Source organism: Pseudomonas sp. FDAARGOS_380, assembly GCF_002591235.1.
Classification (GTDB): domain Bacteria; phylum Pseudomonadota; class Gammaproteobacteria; order Pseudomonadales; family Pseudomonadaceae; genus Aquipseudomonas; species Aquipseudomonas salmasensis.
Genome location: NZ_CP023969.1, coordinates 320,272 through 337,565, shown reverse-complemented (window position 1 = coordinate 337,565; position 17,294 = coordinate 320,272). Strand labels below are relative to the sequence as shown.

General features: G+C 55.7%; 19 protein-coding genes. 9 read left to right on the top strand and 10 right to left on the bottom strand.

The window, feature by feature from the left end:
• Positions 1–12: 12 nt before the first annotated feature.
• The gene (gene mutS, locus CRN80_RS01750) at positions 13–2,592 is read right to left on the bottom strand and encodes a DNA mismatch repair protein MutS (protein WP_178081031.1); all 2,580 of its coding nucleotides are present in this window, start codon (positions 2,590–2,592) and stop codon (positions 13–15) included.
• A gap of 260 nt (positions 2,593–2,852) precedes the next feature.
• Here mutS and CRN80_RS01745 point away from each other — a divergent pair, with 260 nt between their 5' ends.
• Together CRN80_RS01745 and CRN80_RS31180 are read left to right on the top strand one after the other, a co-directional pair.
• Positions 2,853–3,482 carry a hypothetical protein gene (locus tag CRN80_RS01745; RefSeq protein WP_098949441.1) on the top strand — a complete coding sequence of 210 codons (630 nt, stop codon included), beginning with the start codon at positions 2,853–2,855 and terminating at the stop codon, positions 3,480–3,482.
• A gap of 33 nt (positions 3,483–3,515) precedes the next feature.
• Positions 3,516–3,686 carry a hypothetical protein gene (locus CRN80_RS31180; protein ID WP_178081016.1) on the top strand — a complete coding sequence of 57 codons (171 nt, stop codon included), beginning with the start codon at positions 3,516–3,518 and terminating at the stop codon, positions 3,684–3,686.
• 225 nt (positions 3,687–3,911) lie between these two features.
• On the opposite strand, the gene CRN80_RS01735 is transcribed toward CRN80_RS31180, so the two are convergent.
• The 3 genes from CRN80_RS01735 to CRN80_RS01725 are packed head-to-tail and all read right to left on the bottom strand — an operon-like array spanning position 3,912 to position 7,089.
• Positions 3,912–5,186: a site-specific integrase gene (locus tag CRN80_RS01735; RefSeq protein ID WP_098949439.1), complete on the bottom strand. Its 1,275-nt coding sequence runs from the start codon at positions 5,184–5,186 to the stop codon at positions 3,912–3,914.
• Complete coding sequence (locus tag CRN80_RS01730) at positions 5,153–5,350, bottom strand: hypothetical protein (RefSeq protein WP_042944248.1); 198 nt, start codon at positions 5,348–5,350, stop codon at positions 5,153–5,155. Before CRN80_RS01730 ends, CRN80_RS01735 begins: the two co-directional genes overlap by 34 nt.
• Entirely contained in the window at positions 5,347–7,089 is a 1,743-nt protein-coding gene (locus CRN80_RS01725; RefSeq protein ID WP_098949438.1) for a DNA cytosine methyltransferase, read from the bottom strand. The genes CRN80_RS01730 and CRN80_RS01725 overlap by 4 nt, the downstream gene beginning before the upstream one ends.
• A gap of 71 nt (positions 7,090–7,160) precedes the next feature.
• Here CRN80_RS01725 and CRN80_RS31175 point away from each other — a divergent pair, with 71 nt between their 5' ends.
• Complete coding sequence (locus CRN80_RS31175; RefSeq protein WP_178081015.1) at positions 7,161–7,742, top strand: hypothetical protein; 582 nt, start codon at positions 7,161–7,163, stop codon at positions 7,740–7,742.
• A 245-nt stretch (positions 7,743–7,987) separates the two neighbouring features.
• Here the strand turns inward: CRN80_RS31175 and CRN80_RS01715 are convergent, their stop codons facing one another.
• The 5 genes from CRN80_RS01715 to CRN80_RS01690 form a co-directional block, all read right to left on the bottom strand.
• A complete protein-coding gene (locus CRN80_RS01715) occupies positions 7,988–8,530 on the bottom strand; it encodes a phosphohydrolase (RefSeq protein ID WP_098949437.1) in 543 nt (180 codons plus the stop codon).
• Positions 8,527–8,925, bottom strand: a complete 399-nt coding sequence (locus CRN80_RS01710) for a hypothetical protein (protein ID WP_098949436.1) — start codon at positions 8,923–8,925, stop codon at positions 8,527–8,529. The genes CRN80_RS01715 and CRN80_RS01710 overlap by 4 nt, the downstream gene beginning before the upstream one ends.
• Before the next feature lie 49 nt (positions 8,926–8,974).
• Positions 8,975–9,301, bottom strand: coding sequence for a pyocin activator PrtN family protein (locus CRN80_RS01705; protein WP_065929207.1), 327 nt, complete (start codon positions 9,299–9,301; stop codon positions 8,975–8,977).
• 155 nt (positions 9,302–9,456) lie between these two features.
• Positions 9,457–9,741: a phage antirepressor KilAC domain-containing protein gene (locus CRN80_RS01695; protein WP_098949434.1), complete on the bottom strand. Its 285-nt coding sequence runs from the start codon at positions 9,739–9,741 to the stop codon at positions 9,457–9,459.
• A 9-nt stretch (positions 9,742–9,750) separates the two neighbouring features.
• On the bottom strand, positions 9,751–10,332 hold the full coding sequence (locus CRN80_RS01690; RefSeq protein WP_098949433.1) for a hypothetical protein: 582 nt from the start codon (positions 10,330–10,332) through the stop codon (positions 9,751–9,753).
• A gap of 364 nt (positions 10,333–10,696) precedes the next feature.
• On the opposite strand from CRN80_RS01690, the gene CRN80_RS01685 reads away from it, so the two are divergent.
• Positions 10,697–12,082, top strand: coding sequence for a P-loop NTPase fold protein (locus tag CRN80_RS01685; RefSeq protein ID WP_098949432.1), 1,386 nt, complete (start codon positions 10,697–10,699; stop codon positions 12,080–12,082).
• Positions 12,083–12,110: 28 nt separating this feature from the next.
• Here the strand turns inward: CRN80_RS01685 and CRN80_RS01680 are convergent, their stop codons facing one another.
• Positions 12,111–12,836, bottom strand: coding sequence for a LexA family transcriptional regulator (locus CRN80_RS01680; protein ID WP_098949431.1), 726 nt, complete (start codon positions 12,834–12,836; stop codon positions 12,111–12,113).
• A gap of 78 nt (positions 12,837–12,914) precedes the next feature.
• Here CRN80_RS01680 and CRN80_RS01675 point away from each other — a divergent pair, with 78 nt between their 5' ends.
• From CRN80_RS01675 to CRN80_RS01655, 5 genes are all read left to right on the top strand, one after another.
• Positions 12,915–13,175, top strand: a complete 261-nt coding sequence (locus CRN80_RS01675) for a hypothetical protein (protein WP_098949430.1) — start codon at positions 12,915–12,917, stop codon at positions 13,173–13,175.
• A 328-nt stretch (positions 13,176–13,503) separates the two neighbouring features.
• Entirely contained in the window at positions 13,504–14,022 is a 519-nt protein-coding gene (locus CRN80_RS01670; RefSeq protein WP_034127794.1) for a phage regulatory CII family protein, read from the top strand.
• Positions 14,015–14,242: a TraR/DksA family transcriptional regulator gene (locus CRN80_RS01665; RefSeq protein WP_098949429.1), complete on the top strand. Its 228-nt coding sequence runs from the start codon at positions 14,015–14,017 to the stop codon at positions 14,240–14,242. Before CRN80_RS01670 ends, CRN80_RS01665 begins: the two co-directional genes overlap by 8 nt.
• Positions 14,232–16,448: a VapE domain-containing protein gene (locus CRN80_RS01660; RefSeq protein WP_098949428.1), complete on the top strand. Its 2,217-nt coding sequence runs from the start codon at positions 14,232–14,234 to the stop codon at positions 16,446–16,448. The genes CRN80_RS01665 and CRN80_RS01660 overlap by 11 nt, the downstream gene beginning before the upstream one ends.
• Positions 16,441–16,806, top strand: coding sequence for a hypothetical protein (locus CRN80_RS01655; protein WP_098949427.1), 366 nt, complete (start codon positions 16,441–16,443; stop codon positions 16,804–16,806). The genes CRN80_RS01660 and CRN80_RS01655 overlap by 8 nt, the downstream gene beginning before the upstream one ends.
• Positions 16,807–17,294: the final 488 nt, after the last annotated feature.

Below are 17,294 nucleotides of genomic sequence, written 5' to 3'. Positions count from 1 at the left end.
CAAGCGTCTGCGTTATATCCGAGTCTTCAGTGCATATAACATTTCGAGCGCTTTACGCGGCGTCAAGTCATCCAGGTCAAGCTTTGCCAACTCATCCAGCACCGGATGGGGCAGGCTGGCGAACATATCGCTCTGATGCGGCGCGGCAGGTTTCTTGCTGGCCTTGGCCGGGCTGGCGACCACGGTTTCATGGGGCAGCGCCGTGGTTTCCAGGCGGCTTAAGTGTTCACGGGCGCGGGTGATCACCTCGTTCGGCACTCCGGCCAATTGCGCTACGGCCAGGCCGTAGCTCTGGCTTGCCGGCCCTGGCAGCACATGGTGCAGGAACACGATGCGCTCGTTGTGCTCGGTGGCATTGAGATGCACGTTGGCCACCAGCGGCTCGCTTTCCGGCAGCACCGTCAGCTCGAAGTAGTGCGTGGCAAACAACGTGTACGCACGCAAATGCGCCAAGCGTTCAGCCGCCGCCCAGGCCAGGGACAGGCCGTCGAAGGTGCTGGTGCCGCGGCCCACTTCGTCCATCAGCACCAGGCTGCGCTCGGTGGCGTTGTGCAGGATGTTGGCGGTTTCGCTCATTTCCACCATAAAGGTCGAACGGCCACCGGCCAGGTCATCGCTGGAGCCGATCCGCGTGAAAATGCGGTCCACCAGCGACAATTCGCAACTGGCTGCCGGTACGAAGCTGCCGATATGCGCCAACAGCACGATCAACGCGGTCTGGCGCATGTAGGTGGATTTACCACCCATGTTCGGACCGGTGATCACCAGCATGCGGGTATCGTCGTCCAGCGACAGGTCATTGGCGACGAACGGCGTGGTCAGCACTTGCTCCACTACCGGGTGACGGCCTTGCACGATGCGCATGCACGGCTCGCTCACAAACCGTGGGCAATTGAGGTCCAGGTTCAGCGCACGTTCGGCGAGGTTGCTCAACACATCCAGCTCCGCCAGGGCGGCGGCGGTGTCTTGCAACGGCGCCAGACGGCTGATCAAGTCTTCGAGCAAAGCTTCGTAGAGCATCTTTTCCCGAGCCAGGGCGCGGCTTTTGGCCGACAGCGCCTTGTCTTCGAACGCTTTGAGCTCGGGGGTGATAAAACGCTCGGCGCCTTTGAGGGTCTGGCGACGTTGATAGTCGATAGGCGCAGACTCGGCTTGCTTGCTCGGCAACTCGATAAAGTAACCATGCACGCGGTTATAGCCGACCTTCAGGTTAGCCAGGCCCGTACGGGCTTTTTCGCGGGCTTCCAGATCGATCAGGAACTGCCCGGCGTTTTCGCTCAGGGCTTGCAGTTCATCCAGCTCACTGTCGTAACCCGTCTTCAATACACCACCGTCACGGATAATCGCCGGCGGGTTGTCGATGATGGCCTTTTCCAGCAGGGCTGCCAGTTCCGGATAGGTACCTGCGGTTTCGGCCAATTGCTGCAGGTGCGGCGTGTCCAGTTCGGTCATTGCCACTTGCAACTGCGGCAGGGCGCTGAGGGCATCACGCAGGCGTGCAAGGTCACGAGGGCGCGCATTGCGCAGGCCGATCCGCGCCAGAATCCGCTCGATATCGCCGATTTCCTTGAGCTGCGGTTGCAGCTTTTCGAAGCGATAGCCATCCAGCAGGCAGGTAATAGAGGTCTGACGCGCTTGCAGCACCGCCAGATCCCGCAACGGACGGTTCAACCAGCGCGTCAGCAGGCGGCTGCCCATGGCGGTCTGGCAACGGTCGACCACCGATTGCAGGGTGTTGTCACGCCCGCCTGACAGGTTGGTGTCCAGTTCCAGATTTCGGCGGCTGGCGCCATCGAGCACCACCGTGTCGTCCAGGCGCTCATGGCGCAGGCTGCGCAAATGCGGCAGGGCAGTGCGCTGGGTTTCCTTCGCGTAGCTGAGCAGGCAACCGGCGGCGCCGATGGCCAGGGTCAACGTCTCGCAACCGAAGCCCTTAAGGTCCTGCACCGAAAACTGCTGGCAAAGACTTTTCAGCGCCGAATCACGTTCAAAATCCCACGGCGCACGACGCTTGGTCCCACGACGTTTCTCCGCCGGCAAGTCCTTGGGCCAATCATCCGGAATCAACAACTCCACCGGATTGATACGCTCCAGCTCAGCCAGCAGGTTCTCCCAGCCCTTGATCTCCAGCACGCTGAAATTGCCACTGGTGATATCCAGCACCGACAGGCCGAACAAACGCTCATCGCCCAACACCGCCGCAATCAGGTTATCGCGACGCTCATCCAGCAACGCCTCATCACTCACCGTACCCGGCGTAATGATGCGCACCACCTGGCGTTCCACCGGCCCTTTACTCGTGGCCGGGTCGCCGATCTGCTCACAGATCACCACCGACTCGCCCAGCTTCACCAGCTTGACCAGGTAGCCTTCCAGCGAGTGATAAGGAATCCCACACATCGGAATCGACTGCCCCGCCGACTGCCCGCGCGCGGTCAGGGTGATGTCCAGCAGCTTGGCGGCCTTCTTCGCGTCTTCATAGAAGATCTCGTAGAAGTCGCCCATGCGATAGAACATCAACTGATCAGGGTGCTGGTTTTTCAGGCGCCAGTACTGCTGCATCATCGGGGTGTGGGAGGACAGATCTGAAATTGCTTTATTCATCAGTGGTTTGCGGTCTATTTTGCTCGGTTGTGGGGCGATTCTGGGGCATTTCGAAATACTTAAACTCTTGGATTGACATGGTCGGATCCACGAGGAAGCGTATCATGTGAAAGGACACCCTCTAGCGTAGGTTTTGTTTTTTCTAAAAAACTAGTTAGCTCGTTCGTCGGGTATTTTGATGTCACATTGCTAGTGCTTCGCGTCGCTGGTATTATTTCGCGCCGAAATTGATCAAGCGAGGGATAGCATTGGACGCCAATATTGGAGTAGAACTGCAGAGCGCTGAGGACACCCGCGCGAAGCTGAAGCTTGAGCTTCAAGATCAAATTTCAGCTGAGACAGTCAATCCGATCATCGACGTTCTTAACAAGGCATCTGAGGGTGACTTGATCGAGATTCATCTGCGCCACAACGCAGGTGGAAATGTGGATCGAATGGTAGCGTTGATTGAGGCGCTCGACAAAACCTCTGCTAAAGTTGAAATAACCTTCAGCCGATATGTGATGAGTGCGGCAGCTACCTTGTGGCTCTGGTTTTTTCTGCGCGAATCGCATAATGTCACGTCCCTGTACCCTAAAAAGAAGGGTGTTGTGATGTACCACAGGCCACGGCGGCAGAGAGGCGGCTACCTTTGCTTCTGTAGTGAGATGGAGGATGCCCACCCTCTAAAAGCGCCGATGCAAGAGAAGTTGAAGATTTTTGACGACCTGTTTGAGGAATTATTCGTGCGTATGTGCTCTATCTACGCTCAGCAGGAGTCGCAAGAAACGTTGGCTTTCAACCTAGTCGTTGAGGATGAAAAGCTAAGCTACCGCCATTCAATGGATCGAATGCGCGAAGCCTATTATGGGAACCAAGACTGTCTGATACCGGTCTAGAACTATCTGAAAGGAAATCGAAAGGTGGGGATGATGACTATCAAATCGCTACGTGACCTCAAGCCAATCACCGATGAGCAACGCCAAGCAAATGCCGCTAAGACTCGACAGAGTTTAGAGTCCTACAAGCGCGCGGCTAAAGATATTCAGGAAATTTGCGCCACCAATGGTTGGGTGGAGCCTGTAATCGTAGCTCACAGCTAATTATGCTTGATGGTAAAAAGGAACCCTGCATTTTTGCAGGGTTTTTTTTTGCTGTTCGTTGCGATTTTCGTTGACAAGGTGATATTGTAAAAGCATGGTGCCCTTTTTGTTTCAGTACGCTCTCCAGGCAAGCCGGGCGGCAAAGCCGCCCGGCTTGCCTGGAGAGCATGTTAGGTCTGATTTTTTTGGTTTAAAAAACCTTAAATATCAATAGGTTAAGATATTTCAAGTTATAGCTTTTTGATCTGCTTTAATGCTCCCTTCTCTTTTCTGCATTCCTGACCAAATACGCTGTAACTCAGTTTCAGATGCGTCCTCCATCCATTTTGCATACACCTCTACCAGCATTGTGAAATCTTTATGACCCATTTGTTTGGCAATAAAAGCCAGATTGCCATGAGCTGTGAGACACCAGCAGGCGTAGGTATGCCGGGTCTGGTACGGTCGACGCGCACGGATGCCTGAACGCTTCTGTATCGCCGTCCACTTGGTGTTCCAAGCTGTGGGGACATACCAGAAGTTTATGATCTTCTTGCGCGCCTGGGTGGATGGAGAAAGCAATGGGGTAACCCTTTCTTTCCGGCTCTCGTGCCTGTTCTGGAACACCTCAATGACGCGTGCAGGGTGTTCGGCAACGAGCGACAGCAACACCCGGCAGGCTTCGACAGCTGGCGGCATTAATAATACTGAGCGCGGCTTCCCGGTTTTAGGAACCTTGAACGTGCCGTTGGCGGTTATGGCGCGGGTGATGTTGATCTGCCCTGCGTCCAGGTCGATGTCTTCAACAGCCAGCGCGCATAGCTCACCTGGTCGAAGCCCGGTATACACGGCCAACGTAATCGCAGCAGAGTCCTGGGGGTGAAGGCATCCTTTATCGACCAGCAGCTGAAACTCATCACGAGTAAGCGGATCCGGCTCTTGGCCTTGCATTGCGAACCGATTGCACGCTTCTGATAATCCGGTGCGGCAATATCCATTGGTCTCGCACCAGCCCAGGAAACCGGCGAACGTCGCCAGGTAGTGATTGACGGTTGACGGCGCTCGATCTGCAATCAGCAACGTCCTCAGCAATTGAATGTCTTCGGGCAACAAAACTCCGGCGAGACGATCAATTCCAACCAAGGCAGTGCAGATGTCCAAGGCATATCTGTACTTCTCCTCGGTCATCGGCGTGATGTCGACAGCCTTCAACGGCTTGTACCGCTCCAGTAATGCCCCAAGCCTTTCGTCCTTGGCACTGCTGTAGTTGGTCGCGTGCTTTGAGTTTGGAAAGTGCCGCCCATACTCAAAGTGGCCGGTTTTGATCTCGTGAAGAATTGCCGCCCTTAAGAGGGCGGCGTGTTTGATATTGGCTTTGGTGATCGGAAGGCCGAGGGATTCGCGGCAGCGTATACGCCGCCACATGAACACGATACGCAGGTTGCCGCCGTGTATCTCAATCCCCTTGTGCTTTGCCAGTTCGGTTTCTAGGCCGCTTCCTGAGGTGCGCTCTCGGCCCACTTGTCATACTCCGTCATGTTGATTGCAATGCGGCCGTCCGGCGTCTTGCGCCAGATGCGGCCTTGGGCCCAGGTGCCGTTTTTCACTTTGTGGCGAATGGCGTCTTCGCTGTAGCCAGTTAGTTCTGAGGCGCGGCTGATCATTACCCAGCGAGGTAGGCTCATGCTGCTTCTCCCATAAGTTCGCGCTCATCTACGTCGTTGTTGGCACTGATCAGCGCCATCATCGGCCACGGCGACACCGAGTTACCCACCATAAGCACCTGCGTCTTATTGCTGAATTTCCGGCCATCATGTCCACGATCAATCACGTAGTTGTCGGGGAAGCCCTGGGCGCGGTACAGCTCGCGTGGAGTGAGCATCCGCATGCCGATATCGACAATCACGTAAGGCGTGCCCTGGATCGTCACAGTGACAAGGGCCAGGCGATCCCGTGTTGTAATGGTTGCGGCTGGGTCGCGCAGGTCGTAGGTGTTGTCGCTGCCGTAGTAGCCCATCAGGAATGCCGCAACACGCATGGCGCCGGCCTCGACCTCTGGCGCGAGCTTGTACTCGACCAGAGCATGGTGTTCAGCGCCGGCTGTAATGGTCGGTACCAGTTCGTCCATGGCCCGGCCGATGCAGTTCCTGCGAAGCGTCGACAGGTGCGCAGTGACGATCTGCTGCTGGCTGCCAGTGGTGGTGATCGCAGTAAGCGGTTTAACCGGGTGATGCCCAGGCGTCACGTTGTATCCGCCGTTGTGCTGCGCGACATAGGCCACGGCCAAGGCGAAGTGCCCACCCTTAACGCCACTGCAGATGGTGCGTAGAGGATCATCCCCTGGCATGTTGCGCTGGCTGCTGCCGTTGGCGTGTTCGGTGATGAAGGGCGCGAGTTGCGGCGTGACAAGGGCGAACCCCTGCGCACCGGTTATGGTCTTCGCCGGATCTTCCACGGACTGGCATCGCGCCAGGTCGTTGCCGGTGTGGTTGACGCTGACAATGAACGGGTTCTTGTGTTCGAGGACATAGCGCTTGGCACCCTTGCGTAGGCGCTCCATGGTGTTGTTCACCAGTGGTCGTTTGACACCTGCAGCGCGGCCTTCTTTCTTGGTGAGGAAAATGCTTGGGCATGGAAGAGACCAATCGATACAGCTGGCGGCGGTGCGGTAGGCTGACTGTCCCTTGGCTGGGTTCTTGAAGTGCGTAGGTTCCGGCCAGCGCAGTGGCTTACCGTCACGGCGAGCAATCAGGAACAAGCGCTCGCGGGTAGTGGCGGCGCCAAAGTCGCAGGCTTTGAGTTTGCCGTACATCAGGTCATAGCCCATGCACCGCAGGTTGTTTTCGAAGCGGCGCCAGGTTCGTCCTTTCCGTTTTGGATCGGGCACCAGGTACTGTTCTTGTACCGGTACCCGCTCGCCGGCAGCGGCGACTGTCATGTCACGGCGTACCACTCGGCCAGTCTTGCTGCAGCGCTTTGCGATCAGAGGTCCCCACTGGAGGATCTGCACGACGTTTTCCATCGTGATCTTGCGGGGGCTGACCTGGCCTCCCCATTTTTGAATGACCCATGACTGCGAACGGCTGGTGGTGCTGCGCGCCTGACCGCCGGCAGCGAGGCTGTGGTGGGTGCATTCAGGGCTGGCGTGCAGGTGCGCAACTGGACGGCCGCGAGTCGCCAAGCGCGGGCACACGTCGTAGACGTCGGTGATGTAATGCTCGGCGCTCGGGTGGTTGCGCTTGTGCATGCTGATGGCGTCAGGGTTGTGGTTGATGGCGATATCGACCGGTATGCCGGTGCCCATCTCTTGGCCCATGGTTGCACCGCCGCCCCCGGCGAAAAGGTCCACGCGAATCTCGCCAGCGTAGTCTAGGCCGAATTGCGTTTTAACGATTGCATTGGTAATAGCATCAACTTCCCTCATTTCGCACCTCCATAGACGAATCCTTCGAGTGGAGGCAAGCTCAGTTCTATTTTTGGAAAAGAGGGCTGGCAATGGCTGCCGATGGTTTCACGTTCAATTCCGGCAGTTTGTCCATGTGGCTTATTTCTCCCGTCGGTGCTGTAGCGGTGATAGGAACTCTTGTCTTGATTTTCAAGCAGCCGGACGCGCCTGCTTGGTTTCAAGTTATCGGTAGCTTGGCTGCCGTGGTAACCGCCCTGATCGTGGCGAACAAACAAGCTCGTGATATCGCTAAAGCAAGGCGAAACCGTGATGAAGTAGTATTCCGACTCGTCTGTGGTGTTGCTAAGCGTGCTGCTGCCGTAAGTAGCCTCTTGTTTCAAAACTTCGACACTATGCAGTCGAGCGACCGCGCTGCGCGGACTGAAATTATGACGACTGTTGAAGAGCAAACGCTGGCTATGCGCGGTATCAATCCGGTGGATTTGCCGTTGCCCGATATGGTCGAGCCGTTTCTGATTATTCGGGGTGCATTGGAAAAGAGTGTTGTAATGGCACAACTGCTCTCTGACGGTTCGGCGGTTGATGTCTTGAAGTGCGTTACGACGCTTTCGCACAATTCTCAGGCCGTCAACATGGCGGCGGTGAAACTGTCGGAGATGCGGCTTTCGTAGAAACCTATTTTTGCTTTTATACCCCAAGGCAGGCTGCGCGAGCGGGCGTGCTGGAGCGGTTAGCGTTGCATCACTGAGCGCTGCCCCGCGCAGCTTTTCGTGGGGTATAAGTGCCTCTGCAGTGGCGCTGGGAGGAGCAATAATGCCTGCTGCTGCGCAGCAGAGACTGTTTGTTTCTAGTGTGTCGCCACCATTTGCAGTGCGGAGCAAAGCGGACAAGGCGCTGGTGTTGTTCTGTTGGTTCTTCATGCCGCTTTCCTCCGGTGTTCGATAGCGAGTTGGTCCATCAGGCGCTGGTGGTAGGTGTTGCGGGCTTCTGCGGCAGACCATGGACGGATGGTTTCAACCATGGGTTCGATGCCGACCAAACAATCCCGGATAGCCGGATCGGGTGGCATGAGGTCGCGGCGTTCGGTAGCCAGCGCTATCAGGTCGGCCTTGTGGACGCAGGCGGGGAGTTCTGGTGCTATGTCGAACCGATCACAGACGCGCCACCAGATACAGTCCTCGAAGTGCTCATAGGCACTGATCCATTGCTTGAGTGGCCGCGTCATGTCGCCCAGGTACGCCTCGGGTGCGTCATGAAGTAAGGCCGCGAGTTTGTGTTCTTCCGGCACCAGCTCGGCGACGATGCAGCTGTGCTGTGCCACGCTGTAGAACTCGCGGGTGTGACCGTTGAAGCGGCACAGGTGGGCCAGTGCGTGCGAGATGTCTCGTGGGTCGATCATGTCGGCGTCGGGTTCGAGCAGGTCAAAGTGTTTGCCTGAATGGGTCAGGATCCAGTTCATGCTGCGTCTCCCAACTCGAATGGGTCCAGCTGGGCAGCCATGTTCAGCGCCTTGTCACGTAAGGTAAGTGCTTGAGTTGCCTGGCTGTCAGATCTCACCGCGCGGAAGGTGTCGGCCGCAAGGTTGAGCTTTTCGGCAATGGCTAACAGGGTGAGGCGATCCAGTGGCTGATGGTCCAATATCAGTTGCAGGCGCCGACACCGCTCGGAGATCTGCTCCAGAGCGGTAGAGCCCGCTGACTCCCCCTCGTCCATCCCTTCAATGAATCCTTGTGCGTGTCCTTCGTCGTAGCCCTGAGCCAGACCATCCGTTAAGCCGCCTCTGTAGCCGATCCAATAAAGGATCGCGAGCGCGATAACGATGGTGATCAGTGCGCAGATTTGAATTACGGTCATGTGGTGTGCTCCTGGTGGTTTTGTTGGCTGGTGGTGGCAGCCGTTGGTGTTACTGCTCTGGCTCGGTTGAATCAGTTTGTGGTCGCGGCATGTCCTCATCCGCCCTGTAAGCGCGGATATCAATCAGTGCCGCGACATGCTTGATGTGGGCATACCTCAACGCCTTGACGCTGTGATCCAGGGTGGTCACCGGCAGCTGAATACGGCCGCTGTTGATCGCCTCAGTGAAGGTCTTTTCGTTGAGGTTCTTGAAGTAATGCACGCGCAGCTTTTCCAGTGGGATAAGCACGTCGCCGAAGAGTTGGTGCAGCATCTCGACGGTTGCGCTATCTGGCGCGGGTTGCAGCCGTAGCGGTGTTTGACTGTTGTTGCTCATGGGCGGCGGCCTCCTTGCGTTTGAGTCGTGAAGGGTGGTTCCAGGCATTCAGGCAATGGCGTTTGGTCAGCTCCCTCAGATGCTCCGGCACTTCGAGGAGCGCGGCGTTGCGCTCCTCGCGTGTGTGCATAGCGACGATCTGGCGGGCGTACTCCCTAGGCCATGTCACGGTTATCTGCCGGGATGGCTGGCAGTTCGAGGCCCAACTGTTCGGCGAGCCAGCGGATGCCGGCTTGGCGGACCTTGGTCGACTGGCTGTACTGCATGCCGGCGGTTTCGTGGTACCAGTTGCTATCCTTGACTCGCAGGTAGTCTCGGTCCCGCACCGGGAAGGCCGGGAGATTGCGGTCGTTGAGCAGGCCCTTTTTACGCATTAGAGCGATCAGCTTTGGGCGTGTGAGGCCGAAGTACTTGGCGGCTTTTTCCAGGCTCCGTTCCATCTCGGCCTCCTAGGCTGCGTGCGCGGCGGGTGTCGCCACGGCAGCCAGATGGGTGATGGACTCGGCCACCATGGAGTAGATCTCCACGTCGCTGCCGTACACTGTGAAGCACTTGGTACGCGGCTTTCTGACGCCGATGCTCATGATGGTGGTGATGCCAGTGCGGGTTTTGTTGCGATGGATTGCCAGGTTGATAGGTTGCTCAAAACCCATGTCGAGGCTCAGCGCGCCGCCGGTTTGCACCAGGTCGAACACACGCTGCTTGTGTTCAATTTCGAAGACGCCGTAGCGGCGGTCAGCGTGCGGCACAGACGACGGATCGCTTGGACTCGCTGGCCCGTTGACGATCTCCTCGATGAAGTCCGCAAGCTTAAGGTGCATCTTTTTGCTGTTTGTCAGGGTCAGCGTGTGGCGTTCGCTTCCCAGCTCAACAGTGAAGTGTGTGTCGGCTTTACGGCGCTCAACTTTCAGGCGGAAGGCTAGGGCCTCACGCTGAACTTCGGCACGCAGCAGGTGGTTGAAGGTTTCGGTTAGGTTTACCTGAGCCTTAAGCAGGGTCAGGGAGCGGTTGTCGAGTTTGTACTTGCTCATGCCGCTTGCCCTCCGCCGTTTGGATTGAATGGGGCGGGCGCGTGGCGTTCTTTCAGCTTTGCTTTGGACGCGATGAATGTGCAGCCTAGGTCTTGCGCCAAGCGGCGGATTTCAAAGATGCGGGAGGGGTTCGCAGCAGCCGGGTGGACGTGCAGGGTGGCTGTGGTGTGCATAGTTTTGCCTCGCTCTGTGGTGGAAGAGTGAGACAAATATCAACTGACGGTTGTTATTTGTCAACCAGCGGTTGATTAGTGGCCTTGGGCTATATTTCTTTGGCGCGACGTCCTTGGTGAATGGTAGTGTGGTAAGAGCTGAATATTGCATTAAAGCTAATGGAACTAATTAGGTCAGGGGATTGATCGAAATGAAGCTTAAAAATACTAATATCGTAATACCCGAAGGCAATATTTTTCTTAACGACAGACTCAAACGGAAAAAAAGTGTAGATAACTTAGGTGGGTTATTAGAGAAAGTAGTTTCTCCGTTAGTTTTCTCAGTGAATGCACCGTGGGGCGCGGGTAAAACTACATTCATGAGAATGCTTCATTCATCGTTAAGTGCTTCAGAGGCGAAGTCGATTTATTTCAGCGCATGGGAAACTGACTTTGCCGTTGATCCATTGTTGGCTTTTATCGGAGAAATGAACGTCGGACTTGCTTTTTTTATCAATGGTAATCAAGAGAAAAGTAAAGCGTGGGCCAAAGCAAAGGCGGCGGGAACGCATTTGATGCGTAGAGGTATACCAGTTGGGGTGAAGCTCGCAACTGCTGGTATCCTGGATCTTGATAAAATAATTGAAGATGAAACTTCAAAGCTGACGGAAGCGCTTGCTAAGGATGTCATAGATGCTTACTCCAAAAATAAGCAAGCGATATCTGTATTCAAGGAAAATGTTGCAAAGGTTTTAAAGAGCGAAGACGGATCCATAGGGAAGATGTATATCTTTGTAGACGAGCTTGATAGGTGTCGACCTACTTATGCAATAGAATTGCTAGAGCGAATAAAACATTTGTTGGATGTCGAAGGATTGGTATTTATATTGGCTTTGGATAAACAGCAATTGGCGCACAGTGTGAAGGCAGTATATGGTGCGGATTTTGATGCGGTAGGATATCTCAAGCGGTTTATAGATGTTGAATTTACTTTGCCCCCCGCTGATACAGTTGATTTTGTAGGCGATTTGTTGACAAAGTTTGAGCTTGATAAATATTTCGATAAACGTAAAAAAGGAGAAACAGTACACGACAAGGAAAGCTTGCTTGGGATGCTGCGGACAGTAACTCGCCGAATGTCACTCAGAAGTATCGAGCAGTTGGTTGCTAAAGTTAAGCTGGTTTCTCTTTCGGTAAAAGAGAATCAATTTTTTTATCCAGAATTTGTTATATTTTTATTAGTGGTCAAAGAGAAATATAACGAAATTTACTTGGAGTTTTCGCAAGAGACTTCAAGTGGTACGGATCTAACTGCTCTTCTCGTTGAGGTAGTTCCAGGTGATGAGTTGCTTTGGACTAGGCAGTATCTAGAAGGTGTGATCATCGCAGGCAAGATGAGGGCGGCACGCACGTGGTCTGAAAATAGAATCCAAGCGTTAAAGGATATTTACAATTCTCAGCAAGCTACCGAGCATCAAAAGAATGATGTCGGTAGAATATTGGATGTAGTTGATCAATCTACTAGGATGGGTGGAAACGTGCCATTACGGACAATTTTGGATCGGATAGATATGCTTTCTGATTTTGAATTCAATTGAGATAACTATCTTGGAGTGGCTCTTTGTGTCACTCCGGGATAAAAGATCCTACTACCTTGCCGCAAATATGAGTTTCTTCAGTTATATCAATAATTGGATATTGCGGATTTATTGGTTTTAAAAACTGTCTTCCTGCATCCTCAACTAAAACCTTAAAAGTAGCTTCATTTGTTCGAGGTAGCCTAGCTATTACTCTGTCGCCCGGCTTTGTCTCGGCTTCCGGATCTACAAAAATTATGCATCCGGTTGGATAGCTTCGTCCTGGTCCAGGATTTGTCATTGAATCACCAAGTACTTTAAGAGCGTAGCCATTTTCACTTATGGTTACTGGGCATGACAACCAGTTTTCTCCATCAAATAGTTCAACACTAGCTTCACACCACGCTCCAGCTTGTACCCAGGAGATAAGTGGAACCTTGCCAAAGCGGCGAGTAATTTCTCCTATATTAGATTGCTGTAAGTTTGACAGTTTGATCAAATTGTTTTTGATTACTGAGTTTTTAGGCAGCACTCCATATTCCAACCATTCCCGTCTCACATTCAGCCAAGAGCACAATGCGACCATGCTATCTGCTTCAGCGACAGCATCGCCATTCAGCCATTTACTAATCGCTTGTGGGCTTTTGTGCACGCCTAAGCTTTTCAGTTGTCTGTGTACGTCCACCCCACGCCCCCGGGTGCGTACACCGGCATCGTTGAGTGCTTCGTGAAGGCGCGCCGTGAAAGCTGCCCGTAGCTCATTCTTATCAACCATGAGTTGATACTCTCACAGGGGTTGCGCAATAGTCAGTTGATGTTAATATCAACCGCGAGTTGATAAATGGAGGTTGCCATGTTGGACCCCGCAGATTTTCCGAACGCCATCGCGTTCGCATTTGAAGCAGTAGGCGGCATCGGAGCCGCCGCCAAGGTATGTGACAGGAGTTACCAAGCACTCAATAAATGGCGCTTGGCTGCCAGCCTTCCGCGCACCGATTACACCGGTGAAACCCACTACGCAAAACTTTTAGCGACTGCTGCAGAGCAAAAGGGCAACGCGTTTGACGCTGCCTGGTTGCTCAACGCATCGGCCCCGCAGAAAGCTGCAGAGTAGATAGAAAAAAGGCGACCCAAGGGCCGCCCAGTTCCTCCCGGCACACACCACCACAGTGCTGTCGGGTCGCGACGAAGGTAGGAGGGCACACCACATGCAAACCACCTCCCTTTATCGCGCTGCCAAGACACGGATGTCTTGGGTTGCTGCCTTTTCCACCACAGATTAGGCAGCTGTTGCGCCAGAGGTGAGCAACGGATTGTTCGCCTCGGCACGGTGCCGGTTTTGATCCCTAGATCTTGCCGGCGTTTGGGCCCTTTCAAGCCACGCGGCAAATGTATCACCACTACACGTCGCGGGGCACTGGCAACTTAGTAGGATTAATGCCATGAGCCGAGTAGCTTTAAGCTGTGTTGATCGAGCGCAAAAGGAAGTACTGACGCTCGAATTAGCCTTGTACCACGCCGCACGGGACTATCCCGGCGGTGCCGCAGCAATCGCCGCCACCACCGGCCGCAATGCCACCACGCTGCAGCACAAGTTGTCTCCCACCCATCCCTCGCACACCGTCAACATTCAGGAGTTCGGCGAGATCCTCGAACTGACCAAGGACCGCCGCATTCTCGATGCGGTGCATGCCCTTGTCGGCGACACGATCTGGCAGGAACTGGCTGAGGCGTACACCAATGACATGCCTGAGACCCTGACCACGGGTATCGCCATGTTTTTCCGGCAGGTTGCCGATTTGTCCGAAACCTGGGCCAAGCATATTGGCGACGGCAAGGTCGATGACCGTGAGCTGGCCGAGATCCGCCAGTTAGTGTTTCGCGGTATCCAGGGTTTGTTGGGCATGTACAACCGCGCCCGCTACGTCAACCAGACGACTTGTGGGGTGGAACGTGGCTGATATCGCTGACTTCGCAAATGACCTGGTGCAAGAGCGCATAGATCAGGCCGTCGCTGCACGCCTGGCGCTGATGCCCAACACGGCTCAGCATTCGCTGATGTTCTGTGACGAATGCGATGGCCCCATTCCCGAGGCCCGTCGTTTGGCACAGCCCGGTTGCACGCTCTGCATTGAGTGCAAGACCGCCGATGATCAGAGGGCTGCCCGTTATGCTCGATGATGTGATCAATCAGTTCGCGGACTATGGTCTCGAGCCCGCTCAACCCTTGGTATTCGGCAAACTCACCCGCTGCAAAACCACCCAGGACAAAGGCAAAGAAAAAAACGGCTGGTACGTCATCCACGAACACCGCACTGAAAAAAACGAGACGCTGATCTTCGGCAGCTTCGGTGACTGGCGTTCTGGCGACACCCTGAAGATCAAGGTTAAACCCGGACGTATGAGCCCCGAGGAGCGCGAGGTCATGCGCGCTCGCCAGGAGGATGCCAAGCGTAAAGCTGCCGAGATCGCGGCCAACGCATCACGCCGAGCGGCCAACCGTGCTGCCGGTCTGTTCAAGCGAATGCCCGAAAAGGGTAAGAGCGCTTATCTGGATCGAAAGCAGATCGTCGGCTTCAAGGTTCGCTATGCGCCACGTACTGGCGCATTTTTGGTGCCCATGTGCAACGTCCGTGACCAGATCGTCGGCCTGCAGGTGATCTTTCCAGCGAAGCATGAAGACACTGGGCGGGATAAGCAGTACTGGCCGCCCGGTATGTCAAAAGAGGGCGCTTTCCACCTGATCGGCCCCCACCCAGAGCCAGGCGAACCGGTGCTGGTGTGTGAGGGCTACGCCACGGGCGCAAGCTTGCACATGGCGACGTCGCTCACTGTTGCTATCGCCTTCGACGCGGGCAACCTGCTGCCTGTCTCCAAGGCCATGCGCGAGCGCTTCCCTGGCTGTCCACTTATCATCTGCCGGGACGACGACTGGAAAACCAAGCGTCCCAATGGTGGCCCCTGGAACCCCGGCGAAGAGAAAGCCAACAACGCCGCGCTGGTTGTCGGTGGTCAAGTCGTCTCCCCGGTGTTCTCCGGCGAGCGCGAGATCAAGTGGACCGACTTCAACGACTTGCACGTCGCCGAGGGGTTGGAGGCCGTCCGCCGCCAGGTGCTTGCGGTGGTCAAGCCTCCTGCAGCGGGTGGCTGGAAGGATCAACTGGCCCGCACCGAAAATGGCTCCCTGATCGCGCACATGCAAAACGTCGAGCTGATCCTGGGCAATGACGAACGCTGGGCCGGTGTCATCGGCTACAGCGTGTTCAGCTCCAAGATCGTCAAGCTGCGGTCTGCGCCCTTCGGCGGCGGTGCCGGCGACTGGGCTGACATTGACGACATGCGAGTGATGAAGTGGCTCGCGCAGCAATACAACCTGCGGGTCAAAGCCTCCCATGTGATCGAGGCGGTCAGTGTGGTTGCCCACGACCATGCCTTCCACCCGGTGCGTGAGTACTTGGAGAAGCTGGAATGGGATCGCGTGCCACGCATTGAAACCTGGCTGACCGACGTGCTGGGCGTTCAGGCCAGCGAGTACTCGGCAAAGGTCGGCAAGCGCTGGCTAATCTCGGCTGTGGCTCGGGTTATGCGCCCAGGCTGCAAGGCCGATTCTGTGATGATCCTCGAAGGCGGGCAGGGCGCCGGTAAGTCCACGGCCATGGGCGTCCTCGGCGGCGAGTGGTTCATGGACACGCCCTTTGCCCTCGGTGATAAGGACAGCTTCCAGGCGATTCGCGGCAAATGGATCGTCGAGTTGGGCGAGCTGGACAGCTTCAACAAGGCGGAAAGCACCAAGGCCAAACAGTTCTTCTCTGCTTCCACCGATACCTACCGAGAGAGCTACGGCCGCAGAACGAATGACGTGCCACGCCAGTGTGTTTTCGTGGGCACCACCAACCAAGAGGAGTACCTCAAGGACGCCACGGGCAACCGCCGCTACTGGCCGGTGTTCTGCAACAAGGTCGATCTGGAGCAACTGCGCGAGATCCGCGATCAGCTGTGGGCTGAGGCGCTGTTCTGCTTTGAAGCGGGCGATATCTGGTGGGTGAATAAGGACGAGTCCAAGATGTTCGCCGAGGCTCAAGACGAGCGTTTCGTGGTGGATGAATGGGAGGGGCCAATCCTGGCCTGGATGGAAGAGTCGCAGATCGGCGAAACCGCCACCGGCAATGAGATTCTGACCCAGGCGCTGAAACTGGACTTCGGCCATTGGGGTAAACCCGAACAGATGCGGGTCGGGGCGATCATGCACCGGCTGGGCTGGCGCAAGCGGCGTATGCCTGCTCTGCCAAAAAGCGGTGTGCGGCCATGGGCCTATGAAAAGCCTGCGGGTTGGGGGCGTGTGTCTGCGTTGCAGCAGGCGGTGATCGAGGAGCCTTGCTTTGATTAAGCGAATCGATGAGATGCTCAAACTGTGGGCGCAGGATCTGCATTCGCCTGTGCCAGACGGTGCTGGCGGGCCGAGTGGCGGCAACATGATCGCCATGCTGATGGAGTGCAAAGGGGAGTTGATACGCGGCACGCGTGGAAGTCGGGTGCTGCTGGATGAATCGGCCGACATTGAGCTGATCGTCAACAAGCACTTGCCGCCGCAGCTGTCGCTTGTCGTACGCGAGCACTACTGCAACCACGAAAGCTTCCTGTCGCAGAAGTACACCCACTGCGGATGCAGCCGGGATACCTATTACCAGCGGCTCCATGAGGCACACCTGCACATCGCCGGCATGCTGATGGGGAAGGCTGCATGATCCTCGGCATCACTCCGCGTGCCTCTGTCCTACTGTCCTGCTTTGTCCGACTGCCATTTGGCGCAGTCGGACAGGCGCAGGCCGCGCCGTTGCTGGGCTGTCCTACTGTCCAACCTTTACCCACCCCACGCACACATGAGCATAGCGGGCACGTAGTCGCGCCCATGGCGCGCACGCGTGCTTTTAGCTTTCTCTCTATACACAAGAGAAAAGTAATAAAGGTAGGACAGTAGGGCAGAGCCCTGTATTTAGGCGTCTGTAGCTGTCCTACTCCGATCTAGAATAGTGGGACAAGTAAGACAGGGCACCAGAAGCGATAGCCGATAGAATGCGTTGTCCCTGCGTCGCACCTGCGTCATACCTGTATCGCACCCATATTGCGCCATGGCATTAAAACTCCCTTGCTGCCACCGGAATCCACCTGTAAAAAGTACCCATCTTCGATAGGTGCGACCGCAAGCAGCGGGACACACCACCACACTGAACCC